At 73.8% G+C, this 11,770-nt stretch carries 9 protein-coding genes; 2 read left to right on the top strand and 7 right to left on the bottom strand.

All coding sequences use genetic code 11. From position 1 onward, the window contains the following. Positions 1–70: 70 nt before the first annotated feature. Positions 71–1,726 carry a PLL family lectin gene (locus GGE06_RS40705; RefSeq protein ID WP_116162140.1) on the top strand — a complete coding sequence of 552 codons (1,656 nt, stop codon included), beginning with the start codon at positions 71–73 and terminating at the stop codon, positions 1,724–1,726. Here GGE06_RS40705 and GGE06_RS40700 read toward each other — a convergent pair. From GGE06_RS40700 to GGE06_RS40670, 7 genes are all read right to left on the bottom strand, one after another. Further along, a complete protein-coding gene (locus GGE06_RS40700) occupies positions 1,723–3,177 on the bottom strand; it encodes a serine/threonine-protein kinase (protein ID WP_184933190.1) in 1,455 nt (484 codons plus the stop codon). The two genes, GGE06_RS40705 and GGE06_RS40700, sit on opposite strands and share 4 nt — an antisense overlap. Beyond that, positions 3,174–3,983: a serine/threonine protein kinase gene (locus GGE06_RS40695; RefSeq protein WP_181924692.1), complete on the bottom strand. Its 810-nt coding sequence runs from the start codon at positions 3,981–3,983 to the stop codon at positions 3,174–3,176. The genes GGE06_RS40700 and GGE06_RS40695 overlap by 4 nt, the downstream gene beginning before the upstream one ends. A 638-nt stretch (positions 3,984–4,621) precedes the next feature. Further along, positions 4,622–6,133, bottom strand: coding sequence for a DUF8189 domain-containing protein (locus GGE06_RS40690; RefSeq protein WP_184933189.1), 1,512 nt, complete (start codon positions 6,131–6,133; stop codon positions 4,622–4,624). 4 nt (positions 6,134–6,137) lie between these two features. After that, on the bottom strand, positions 6,138–7,130 hold the full coding sequence (locus tag GGE06_RS40685; RefSeq protein WP_116162144.1) for an alpha/beta hydrolase-fold protein: 993 nt from the start codon (positions 7,128–7,130) through the stop codon (positions 6,138–6,140). Positions 7,131–7,240: 110 nt separating this feature from the next. Further along, the gene (locus GGE06_RS40680; RefSeq protein ID WP_184933188.1) at positions 7,241–8,674 is read right to left on the bottom strand and encodes an NAD(P)/FAD-dependent oxidoreductase; all 1,434 of its coding nucleotides are present in this window, start codon (positions 8,672–8,674) and stop codon (positions 7,241–7,243) included. Between the two features lie 141 nt (positions 8,675–8,815). Further along, entirely contained in the window at positions 8,816–10,240 is a 1,425-nt protein-coding gene (locus tag GGE06_RS40675) for a sensor histidine kinase (RefSeq protein ID WP_184933187.1), read from the bottom strand. Beyond that, complete coding sequence (locus GGE06_RS40670) at positions 10,233–10,919, bottom strand: response regulator transcription factor (RefSeq protein WP_116162147.1); 687 nt, start codon at positions 10,917–10,919, stop codon at positions 10,233–10,235. Before GGE06_RS40670 ends, GGE06_RS40675 begins: the two co-directional genes overlap by 8 nt. A gap of 132 nt (positions 10,920–11,051) precedes the next feature. Between GGE06_RS40670 and GGE06_RS40665 the strand changes: the two genes are divergently transcribed. Beyond that, the gene (locus tag GGE06_RS40665; RefSeq protein ID WP_184933186.1) at positions 11,052–11,507 is read left to right on the top strand and encodes a PepSY domain-containing protein; all 456 of its coding nucleotides are present in this window, start codon (positions 11,052–11,054) and stop codon (positions 11,505–11,507) included. Positions 11,508–11,770 lie beyond the last annotated feature (263 nt).

The raw sequence follows: 11,770 nt of genomic DNA, 5'->3' as shown, positions 1-11,770 counted from the left end.
GTCCCCGGTTCTCTCGCCACTACCTTGCGGACGGGTTCTCCCCACCGACTCCGTGACAGAAAGGCCCGTGATGGCAAGAGACTTCTTACGCCGTGCGCTCACCCGACTGGTCGTCGTCGCCGGAGCCGGGGCGCTGGCCGTCGGGCTGACCGCCCCGGTGGCCGGCGCCCGGCCCGTGCCGGAACCGGGCAAGGACCGGCACGGCGTCTCCCGGTACTTCAGCGGCCCGGAGGGGTTCGCCATCCCGACGGAGCCCTGCGACCCGGCCGGCCCGTCGGCCACCGACGGAGTCCTCGCCGACCAGCTCAACCCGCAGCTGAACGCGAAGATGGCCGGCTACCTCGACGCCTACAGGATGTCCTGCGCGCGGATGGTGACGCAGGCGGTGAAGGACCGGGGGCTCAACGAGAAGGCCGCGGCCATCGCGCTCGCCACGATCATCGTGGAGAGCAGCATGAACAACTACTCCCAGGCCGTCGACTACACCAGCATCGGGCTGTTCCAGCAGCAGGACTGGTGGGGCACCAAGGAGCAGCGGCTCGACCCCGTCTACGCCACCAACGCCTTCCTCGACGCCATGGAGTCGCAGTATCCGGGCGGTTCGTGGAACGACGAGGCGATCGGCGAGGTCTGCTGGCACGTCCAGCGGCCGCGGGAGGACCTGCGCTACCTGTACGGGGTCCAGGCGGGCGACGCGGTGACCATCGCCAACGCGCTGTGGTCCGGCATGAGCGCCGGTCCCGGGCACCCGTACGGCTCGGGGCGGGTGGTTTCCGGGCGGTCCGCCGACGGACGCCTCGAGGCCTTCGCCGCGGGCGCCGACGGCGTCTGGCACGCCTGGCAGACCGCGGTCAACGGCGCCTGGTCGCCGTGGCGGTTCGAGGGCGGCCCGCGCAACGCGCAGCTGGCGGTCGCGTCCAACGCGGACGGTCGCCTCGAACTGTTCGCGCTCTCGGCGAGCACGTTCGACCACATGTGGCAGACCGGGCCCAGCGCGGGATGGTCCGGCTGGGCCAACTTCGGTGGTGGTGGACACCGGCTGGCGGCCGGCAGCAACGCCGACGGCCGCATCGAGGTGTTCGCCTCCAACACCGACGGCGTGTTCCACCGCTGGCAGACCGCGCCCAGCGGCGGCTGGGCGAACTGGGAGGGCACCGGCGGCGGCCCGGCGAACGCGCGCCTGGCCGTCGAGAACGCGCCCGACGGCCGTCTCGAGGTGTTCGCGCTGTCGGACGCGACCTTCGGGCACCTGTACCAGACCGCGGTCAACGGCGGCTGGTCCGTCTGGGAGGACTTCGGCGGCGGCGGACACGACGTCGCCGTCAGCTACAACCAGGACGGCCGTCTGGAGGTGTTCGCCTCCAACGCGAGCGGTGTCTTCCACCGCTGGCAGACGAACCCGACGTCCTGGTCGGCATGGACGGGCACCGGCGGGATCTCCAACGCCGAGCTGACCAGCTCGCGTTCGGTCGACGGCCGGGTCGAGGTCTTCGCGATCAACTCCGCCACCGCCAGCCACGCCTGGCAGACCGGCCCGAACGCCGCGTACTCGCCGTGGGAGACCTTCGGCGGCGGAGGCACCGAGATCGGCGCGGGCAACAACGCCGACGGCCGCATCGAGGTGTTCGGCACCAGCCACGCCGGCGTCTACCACCGGTGGCAGACCGGCTTCACCACCTGGGCGGAATGGGGCTGGCTGAACGACTCCGGGCCGGCGATCGACTAGGAGCCCGGCCCTTCGGGGGCCGGACCTCCGTGCCGCGGAGGTCCGGCCCGAGGCCGGGGGCAGACCGGCAGCGCCGGACGGTCCTTCGTGCGTACGGCGGGGAGCCAGGCCGCCCGGTACGCGGAGCCGTGCGGCAGCCGGACGCGGAACCAGAGGGTGGACTGCAGGTCCTCCTCGTCGATGACGGGCTGTCCGTCGGGCAGCCGGCAGTCGGCGGTGAGGACGTCGCCGTGCCACACCCGCGTCGGTACGACGTTGCCCGCGGCGTACGGCCGCAGGGGGTCGATCGCCAGGCCCAGACTGCACTGCGGGTCCCGGTCCGTCCGGTCCTGACAGCCCCGCTCCGCGTTGAAGACCCTGACCGCGCCGGGACGATGACCGGACGCGCCCTCCCGTACGGTGTCCGACCACAGTGCCGCGCCGGCGGCCCCGCAGAGCGCGGCGGCCAGGACGGCCGCCCGGACCCGGCCCCGAAGCCGCGCGGTGTGCTTCTCGGCGCCGGCGTGCGCGAGCCCCCGGGCCTCGATGCGGGCCAGCAGGCTCTCGGCCGTGTGCGGGGCGCGTGCCGCATGGGTCGGGGCCAGGCAGTCGGCGGCCAGCACCCGCCAGAACGGCGGCACCGCGGGGTCCATGCGCAGCGGCGCACGCCCCTCGCCGTACTCCTGCACGGCGGCGCCCCGCGCAACGGGTGTGGCGCCGGGGAACGGTGAGGCGCCCGAGGCGAACACCTCGTGGACGACGACCCCCAGCGCCCAGATGTCGGCACTCGGCCGGACCTGCACCCCGAGCTCCCCGAGGGGCGCCCGCCAGCGCTCCGGAGGGAGGTAGTCCAGGGTGCCCATGGGCGGCACGTACCCGTGCGTGCCGGTCAGCTCCGTGGCGAGGCCGAAGTCCGAGAGCTTCACCGAACCGTCCCGGCCGAGCAGGACGTTCTCCGGCTTGAGGTCGGCGTGCACCCAGCCCGAGCGGTGCAGATGGGTCAGACCCTCGCAGATCCCCGCGATCAGCCGGCCGCGATCGGCCCCGGACACCCCCGCGTCGAGGAGCTCGCGCAGACTGCCGGCGGCCCGCTCCATGACCAGCACGATCGCCCCGTCCACGGCGGGCAGCTCCGGGGCGGCGAGGACGAAGGACTCCCGCAGGCCGATCAGCCGGGGATGCCCGGCCCTGCGCCCGAGTTCGACCTCGCGCCGGGCGGACTCCACGATCCTGCGCGCCTGCCGCGGCGCGAGCCCGGCCGTCGGCATGATCTTGAGGGCGACCTCGGTGGGCTCCGGTGCCCGGCCGTCGCCCTCACGGCGGCGCCCGGCGGGCCGTGCCGCGTACACCGTGGACCAGCCCCCGGACCCGATCAGCTCGGTGACCACCCAGTCGCCCACCCGGTGGCCGGGCTGCAGCAGCTCCGTACGGTCGAGTCCCGCGGTGTCGTGCGGGCCGTGCGACGCCGTCATCGCGGCCTCTGCCGCTCCCGCCCGCCGCCCCCCGCCAGGGACGGCAGCAGCCCGAGGTGCTCCTCCCGCACCAGACCGAACCGCAGCGCGAGCCCGACGATCTCCTCCCGCTTGCCGTTGCGGCGGTCGCCCTTGCCCGGCTCCAGGGCGTCGAGGACTCCGATGCGCAGCTTCTCCTCGGCGAGGTAGTCGATGTGCGAGCTGATCGCCCGCGCGGTCAGCGTGCCGCCGGTGACGTGCCCCCTGAGCCGCTCGACGATCTGCGGCGTGGTGGGGACCGCCACGCGGGACTGGTCGCGCAGCCGGGGCTCGCAGAGCGCGACGAGCACGAGGAAGTACGTGGCCGACTCGTCCAGGGAGTACGCGGTGACCGTACGGCTGCCCCAGGGCGCGCCCATCGCGTCCGGGTCCAGATAGACGTGGTCGGGCGCGAACACCTGGAAGGAGACCGCGAGTTCGCCGCGGGTGGGCAGCACCACGCGGGAGAACTCGAACGGGACGGGCGCCCCGACGCGCCGCGGCGAGACCCTCAGGTACTCGCCCGCCCCCTCGGGGTTCTCCACCAGGTAGCTGTGGGTGGTGCTGTGGTTCGTCAGCTGCCAGTGGTCGTCGGTCGCGCGGATCTCCCCGGCGAGCCGGGAGATCGCCGCGTCGGCGAGGCGGAGCTCGACCGGGGTCGTCGCGGATCCCCGTCCGAAGCGGGCGACCTGGCCGGGCCCGAGCCGCAACGTGACCGCGTCCCCGCCCGGTTCGCCGCCGTCTGCGCCACCGCTTCCCCGCGGCAGATGGACGACTACGCCGCTCACCGCTCCCCCTCTTCGTCCCGTCAGCGGTTGTCGGACGAGCGGAACGATACTCACCAGTCAGGAGAGTTCACCGGCGTGCTTCGGCCACTTCGGCCCGGACCGACCGAGCCGGCCGTCGACCCCCTCGGTCAATCCTCGAGGTCTCGTGATCGCCGCGACATCACAGCCCAGAGGTGTGAGGGACCTTGAGATCGGAGAGTGGACGCCGTGCGCAAGGTGGGGTAGGTCACGGTGCCCGGAGGGGGAGTAAGGGGCGATCCGGGAGGTTCGTCAGGCGGCCGGACGTCCGCTTGTCTCCCCCTACTTGGCGCAATCTGTACGGAGCGCAGCGCGGCCCGCACTCAGAGTACGGGGCTGCCGGACGCGAGGGGCGCGACCGGACGGTCGCCGAAGGCCGTCCACGGCCGCCACCCGCCGGGCCGCCGAACTCCTCCCAGTCGTCCCAACCGCCGTCCGACCGCTGCGTCCGGTGGTGCAGGTCGACACCGCCCGGGGCGGGCGAGAACACGGGGAACCCCGCGGCCGGCCGCGCCGTGAGGGCTCGGCCGGCCGCGGGGGCGGACGGGTGGCGGCGGTCGGGGGACCGGACCTTGGGGCCTGGCTGGTGGGGATCGGGCCTCGGGGCCGGTCGGTGGGGGTCAGTTGAGGCCGGGGCCCGCGGTGCTGTTCACCCAGCCCCACGGCGACCAGGCCGAGAAGCCGGTCTGCCAGATGTGGAACGTGCCGGTGGGGTTGGTGCCGAATACCTCGATCCGGCCGTCGGCGTTCGAGGTCGCGGTGACCTCGGTGCCGCCCCCGCCGAAGGTCTCCCAGGCGTGGTAGGGCGCGTTCACCCCGTTCTGCCAGGCGTGCACGGCCGTGTCGCCGTTCATGGCGAAGACCTCGACGCGCCCGTCGGCCGTGCGCTCACTGCTGAGCTGGGAGTCCGCGGGGCCGCCGGTGCCCTCCCACCCCGACCAACCGCTCGGACCCGTCTGGTACTTGTGGAAGACCCCGACCGGGCCGGAGGCGAAGACCTCGATGCGGCCGTCGGCGTTGTGGTCGACCGTGAGGTCGTGACCGCCGCCGCCGAAGTCGCCCCACGCGGACCAGCCGCCGTTGGGGTCCGTCTGGTACTGGTGCTGGAACGTGCTGCCGTTGAGCGCGAAGACCTCGAGGCGCCCGTCGGGCGACTTCTCCATCTCGATGCGGCTGTCGGCGGGCCCGCCGCCGGTCGGTTCCCACGCCGACCAGCCGCCGTTCGGCGTCAGCTGGTAGCGGTGGAACACGCCGACCGGGCCCGAGGCGAAGACCTCGATGCGGCCGTCGGCGTTCACGCCGGCCGCGATGTCGCGACCGCCGCCGCCGAAGTCCTCCCAGTCGGACCAGGCACCCGACGGGGCGAGCTGGTAGCGGTGCCGGAAGACGGTCCCGTCGACGGCGAACATCTCCAGGCGGCCGTCCTCGTTCGGAGCGATCGCCAGCTGGGCGTTCACGGGCCCGCCGAGGCGTTCCCACTCCGACCAGTCGCGGTTCGCCTCCCGCTGCCAGGCGTGGTGGACGCCGTCCGCGCCGGCGGCGAAGACCTCGAGCCGCCCGTCCGCCGACCGCGCCGACACCACCCGGCCGGACTCCGCCGGGTACACGAGCGGCCTGGGGCGCGGACCGCTGCCCGGGATGCAGGGCAGCACCACGCCGCCCTCCGCGAGGTAGACCTCGGGGTCGATGCCGTACGAGTACGACAGGTCCCCCCAGATCCGCAGGTGGAGGTGGGGACCGTCCGCGTTGCCCTCGGCTCCCATGAGGGCGATCCGCTGGCCGGCGACGACATGGTCGCCGACCTCGACGTCCCGCTGGTACATGTGCCCGTACTCGGAGGTCTTGCCGTCCGGGTGCTGGATGCGGATCCACTGGCCGTAGTCACCGGTGTAGCCGGAGATGGTCACCACGCCGTCGCCCACCGCGTAGATCGGCGTGCCGACGTCGTTGGCGATGTCGACGCCGTTGTGGCCCGGGTGGAACGGCTGGCTCACGAAACCGGCGGCCGGGCACGCCGAGGCGGAGCCGGCGGTCCCGGCCGCGGCCGGGGTCGTGGCGACCAGCGCCGGCAGCAGGGCGACCGCCGCCGCGAGGAACCGACGCAGCGCGCGTCGGGAAGGTCGGGGACGCATCCGCTCACGCCTTGCGGAGCCGGTCGATGACGCCGTCGATGTCGCGCTGCATCATGTCGTGGCGGATGAAGTGGCCGCCGGGCAGCTCGTACCACTCGTGCGGGATCCCCGCGTTGCCGAGGAGCGAGCGGAACTCCCGCTGCCCGGCGAGGACCTGGGTCTCGTTGGCCGTGTCGAACCAGTTGATGGGGTCGGGGCTGGTGCCGGCGACGAGGAAGACCCGCTTGTTGCGGTAGCTCTCGATCCGCTGCACCGGGTTGTCCGCGCTGACCCGGGCCTCGTCCCAGAACGGCACGCCGTAGATGGTGCCGCCGTTCAGGTCGAGCGCCGCGGAGCTCGCGTTGGCCCAGTGGCCCACGAGGCCGTTGTCCCGGCGCAGGCTGGCCGGACCGGAGTGGGCGCTCACCGAGGCGAAGTGGCCGTAGTACTTGGCGGCGTACTTCAGCGCGCCGAAGCCGCCCATGGAGAAGCCGGACACGGCACGGCCGTCGTACTCCGCGAACGTACGGAAGTTCGCGTCGATCCACGGGATCAGCTGGGAGATGTGGAACTGCTCCCAGTTCCGCGGGCCGACGTTGGAGCTCACCGGGTTGGAGTACCAGCCCGCGTGCCCGCCGTCGGGCATGACGACGATGATCGGCCGGCCCGCGGTCCAGTCGCGGACGCCCTCGCGGTCGAAGGTGATGAAGTCCTGGTCGTTGCCGCCGCCGTGGAAGAGGTAGAGCACGGGGTAGGTGCGTCCGCTCCAGTGGTAGTCGTCGGGCAGGAGCACGTTGACGCCGGGGTTCCAGCCGATGGCGCCGGTCTGGAAGCGGTAGTACCACATGCGCGGGTCGGCCTCGTTGCGGTCCACGATCCGCAGCCCGAAGCCGTCCCCGACGGCGGCGGCGGGCGCCGCCGAGGCCAGGACGCCTCCACCGCCCACGGCGATCGCGGCCGAGAGGCCTCCGGCTGCCTTGAGGACGTTCCGACGGGTGGGGTTCTTCGCGCTCAACATGACCTCCGGGTCGAAGCGGGACGACGCTCGGGAACGTAGCAACGGCGCCGCGCCGGGGGACCCCGGAAGATTGCGGACTGACAGGCACCCGCGCGTGGGCTACGGCGGGTCTAGGAACGTCGGTTCGCCAGTCGGTCGAGGTGGGCCTGGGCGAGTTTCGCGAGTGCGGGGCCGTGCTCGTAGCCGAGGGGCGCGAGCTCCGGGGGCAGGACGTAGCCGTCGGGCATGTGCGCGTACGTCTGCTCCATGAGGTGCCGGTAGGCGTCGGTGAGCAGGCCGGGCCAGTCGCCGGTCAGGGGCGGGCGCATACGGGACTCGGCGGCGAGGGCCGCGTGGTGGGCCGCCGCCTCCTCGACGGCGTCGGCGGTCGTCCGGTCGGCGATCGGCTGCCGGTCCGGTCGCCAGGGGGCCAACCAGGGGCTCGGGGCGGCGCCCAGGACCTCGGCGGCGAGTTCCTGGGCGATCAGCGGGGAGGCGTGCAGGCCGTCGCGGTGGGTGCCGGTGGCCACCCACAGGCCGGGGCGTCCGGCGTTCCCGAGGAGGGGGTGTCCGTCGAGTCCCACGGGGCGGTTGCCGTGGTGGACGCGGTCGACCCTCGCGCTCGTCAGGCCGTGGTGGAGCTGGCCGAGACCGGCGTCGAGGAGGAAGCGGAGGGCGCCGGCGGTGGGAGCGTCGCCGGGGTGCAGGGCCGGTGCGGTGGAGGCACCGAGGTACCACGAGCCGTCGGCCTGCGGGACGGCGTGGAGCCCGCACGCGTACGCGCGGTTGGGGGTGCGCAACACCACCGGCGGCACCGGGCCCGTGGGGCGGAGGGTGACGGCGCTGCCTTCGGCCGGGACCACCGGCAGGACGGGCAGCTCGGGGTCGAGCCCGTCCAGGAGCGCGCCGGACCACGCGCCCGCCGCCACGACGACCCGGCCGGCCCTGAACGTGCCCTTTCGGGTGGCGAGTTCGTACCCGGCGCCGTGGGGGCTCAGCCGGCCGGCCCCGACACGGTGCACGTTCGGCGACGCCCGGAGCGCCGTGTCCAGCGTCCGCAGCCAGCGGCGTGCGTCGAGGAACCGCTCCTGCGGCAGGAAGAGGGCCCGCAGCGCCCGGTCGTTGTCCAGCGGCCGGTAGGCGGGGACGTCCGCGACGGCGCTGTCCTCGACGGGCAGTCCATGGCGGGCACCGGCCGCACGAACGGCTTCGAACGCGGCCTCGTCGAGCGGCCCGGAGGCCGCGTTGAGCAGGATGTACGTCCCCGTGCCGTACCCGTCGGCAGGCGCCGCCGCGCCCGCCCCCTCCCGTACGGCCCGGCGCCAGGCCGGCCACCGTGCGGCGGCCTCCACGGCCATGCCCAGACGCAGTTCGCCGTGCCGGGTCCGCACCCCGGCCGCCGTCACCTCGCCCAGCACGCCGAGCATCGCGCCGGCCGCCTGCGAGGCACCGGGGCCGCGCCGCCCCGACAGGACGATCCGCAGCCCCGGCTCGGCACGCGCCAGGGCGTACGCGATCGACCCGCCCAGCACTCCCGCACCCACGACCACGACGTCGACGTCCACCACAGGGCCCCCTCCCGTACGCATCGACTCCCAGGCTTCCCCGCTGCACCCGGTCATACGCCGCGAGGCCGACGTGGCCAGGGGCGCGAGGCGCCGGGCAGGGCGCATGGGGCGCCCGTTGCCGTCATGAGCTGGTGTCCGTCACCTCGCTCGCGGCAGCCGGGCCTCGAAGGCGGCGCCGCCGCCCGGGGCCCGGCTCACCGTCAGGGTTCCCCCGTGTCGCCGGATCACGTCGCGCGCGATCGCCAGGCCGAGGCCGGCGCCGCCCTCGTCGCGGGTGCGGCCCTCGTCGAGGCGGACGAAGCGTTCGAAGACGCGCTCGCGGTCGGCCTCGGGGATGCCGGGGCCGTCGTCGGTGACGGCCAGAACCAGGTCGGCTCCGTCCGCGTGCAGGTCGACGCCGATCGTGGAGGTGGCGTGGCGCTGGGCGTTGTCGAGCAGGTTGCCCAGGACCCGGGCCAACTGGCCGTGGCTGCCGTTCACTTCGAGCGGTCCGCCGGCGATGCGGAGGGCCGGGGCGATGCCGTCCGTCGCGGCGCGGCCGGCGAGTTCCTCGTGGACGAGGGCCGCCAGGTCGACCCGGCCTGCCACCGGGGACTCGCCGGCGTCGAGGCGGGCGAGGAGCAGCAGGTCCGCCGCCAGGTGCTGGAGGCGGACGACGTCCTGGAGCACCTCGTCGACGTCGAGGAGCTCGGAGTGCGCCCGGGCCACCTCCAGCTGGGTGCGCAGCGAGGCGATGGGGCTGCGCAGTTCGTGGGAGGCGTCGGCGACGAAGCGGTGCTGCCGCTCCACGGACGTCTCCAGCGCGGCCAGGGTCTCGTTGGTGGTGGCGGCGAGCCGGGCGATCTCGTCGTGCGAGGCGGGCTCGGGCACCCGGCGCGAGAGGTCGCCGCTCGTGGTGATCTCGGCCATCTCGGCCCGGATCCCCTCGACCGGACCCAGCGCCCGGCGCGTGACCAGCCAGGTGACCACCGCGACGACCACGAGCAGGAACGGCAAGCCCACGAGGAGGGCGCGGTTGACCTGGTCGAGGGTGGCCTGCCCGTCCTCCAGCGAGGTGCCGGCGTAGACGGTGTACGTGCGGCCGTCGTAGGTCGTGCCCTCGACGGCGGCGAAGCGGTACGTGTGGATCTCGTCGCCGTACCGCACGTCGAGGGTCCGGTGGTCCACGGCCGTACCGACCCTGCCCCGGGCGGGATGCTCGTCCGGTTCGTCGTGGTCGCCGTCCGACGGCACGGGTCCCGCCGGGGCGGGCGCGAAGTCCGCGACGGGGGCGCGGCCGCGCAGGTCCTCACCCGAGGCGAGCAGCTCGTCCGAGGAACCCACGACCTGCACGATCCGCTCCTCGTTGCCGGGCAGGTCCAGGGCGCCGAAGTCGCCGCCCAGCGCGGCCTGGGCGCCCGCCACCGTGCGGGCGGTGACCTCGGACTGCAGGCCCGCCCGGTCGACCAGGTCGTGGCGCAGCACGGCGACCACGGCGACCCCCGCGGCGACCAGGGCGACGGCGACGACCAGGGTCGCGGCGAGCGCGGCCCTGGCCCGTACGGAGGAGAACGGCCTACGCATCCCGGCCGCCGTCGGCTTCGAGGCGGTATCCGGCTCCGCGCAGCGTGGTGATGGAGCGCCGGTCGAAGGGCACGTCGAGCTTGCGGCGCAGGGCGCTCACGTAGACCTCGACGATGTTCGGGTCGCCGTCGTAGGCGAAGTCCCAGACGTGGGCGAGGATGTCCGCCTTGGACACGACCCGTCCGGCGTGCCGGACGAGGTGCTCGAGGACCGCGAACTCCTTCGTGGTCAGCGCGATGTCGACGCCGCCCCGGTCGACCCGCCTGGCCGCCGGGTCGACGGTCAGGTCGCCGATCCGCAGCACCTGGGGGCCGGTCTGCGGGCGGCGCCGCAGCAGCGCGCGGATGCGGGCCTTGAGGACGACGTACGAGAACGGCTTGGTCAGATAGTCGTCCGCGCCGGTGTCGAGCCCCTCGGCCTCGTCGTACTCGCCGTCCTTCGCCGTGAGCATCAGGATCGGCGTCGTGTCGCCGGCCGCCCGCAGCTGTCCGCAGACGCGGTAGCCGTTGAGGCCGGGCAGCATGATGTCCAGGACGATCAGGTCGTACCCCTGCTCCCGGGCGAGACGCAGCCCGCTCACGCCGTCGTGGGCGAGGTCCACGGCGTAACCCTCGGCCGCGAGCCCGCGGGCCAGGGCGGTGGCGAGGCGTTTCTCGTCCTCCACGATCAGCAGGCGCATGTCCCAAGCGTCTCAGACCGTCCCTGAAACGATCTTCAGGAAGCTTCAGCGTGGCTTCAGGGTCGCTCGTCCATGGTGGACGGCGGCGGGACGGCACCGTCCCGCCGCCCACGACCGAAGGGAATCGTCCTCATGAAGGCTCGCCTGCTCGCCCTGACCGGCCGCCGCCGCACCCTCGCCGCCGTGCTCGCGGCCACCGTCGTCCTCGGCGGCGCCGGCGCGGCCACCGCGGCCTCCTTCGCGGACGACGACGATCACGACGACTCGCCGGCGGCTTCGGCCTCGCACGAGCGGGAGGACGACGACCGTGGCGACGGCGGTGATCACGACGCCGAGCTGGTCAAGTCCGTGAAGGTCGACCTGAACACGGCCGCCGGTACGGCCGCGAAGTCCGTGGCGGGCACGGTCACCGGCGTGGAGCTGGACGGCGTGGACGGCAAGCCCGTCTGGAAGGTCGAGGTCATCGACGCCAAGGGCGCCGAGCACGAGGTCACCGTCAACGCCGTCGACGGCAAGGTCACGGCGGACAAGCCCGGCGACGACCGCGACGACAGCGGCCGCGACGCCGAAGGACACGACGAGGACTGACATCGGCCTTTCCTCGCCCCCATCGCATGAATCACGCACAATTCGGACAGTCGCCGGACCGATACTCGACGCGTTCGGGATACGTGCGTTCGACCGGTTGTTCACCTTTTCTTCGCAGGCGCCTGATGGTCTGGCCCGCGTCGGTGACCTGCCGGCACAGCCGCCTCAAGGAGTGCGATTCATGCCCAAGCCCACCCGTCGTCAGCTCGCCGTCGCCACCGCCCTGGTGGCCGCGACCGCCGTGGCCGTGACCGTCACCTCGT

Source organism: Streptomyces nymphaeiformis, assembly GCF_014203895.1.
Classification (GTDB): Bacteria; Actinomycetota; Actinomycetes; order Streptomycetales; family Streptomycetaceae; genus Streptomyces; species Streptomyces nymphaeiformis.
Note: the sequence above shows the minus strand (reverse complement) of the source record. Positions and strands in the feature narration are given on the sequence as shown.

Excerpts from the sequence above, each read along its gene's own strand:
- GGE06_RS40705 (WP_116162140.1), top strand. The coding sequence starts at position 71 with ATGGCAAGAGACTTCTTACGCCGTGCGCTCACCCGACTGGTCGTCGTC.
- GGE06_RS40700 (WP_184933190.1), bottom strand. The coding sequence starts at position 3,177 with ATGACGGCGTCGCACGGCCCGCACGACACCGCGGGACTCGACCGTACG.
- GGE06_RS40690 (WP_184933189.1), bottom strand. The coding sequence starts at position 6,133 with ATGCGTCCCCGACCTTCCCGACGCGCGCTGCGTCGGTTCCTCGCGGCG.
- GGE06_RS40685 (WP_116162144.1), bottom strand. The coding sequence starts at position 7,130 with ATGTTGAGCGCGAAGAACCCCACCCGTCGGAACGTCCTCAAGGCAGCC.
- GGE06_RS40675 (WP_184933187.1), bottom strand. The coding sequence starts at position 10,240 with ATGCGTAGGCCGTTCTCCTCCGTACGGGCCAGGGCCGCGCTCGCCGCG.
- GGE06_RS40670 (WP_116162147.1), bottom strand. The coding sequence starts at position 10,919 with ATGCGCCTGCTGATCGTGGAGGACGAGAAACGCCTCGCCACCGCCCTG.
- GGE06_RS40665 (WP_184933186.1), top strand. The coding sequence starts at position 11,052 with ATGAAGGCTCGCCTGCTCGCCCTGACCGGCCGCCGCCGCACCCTCGCC.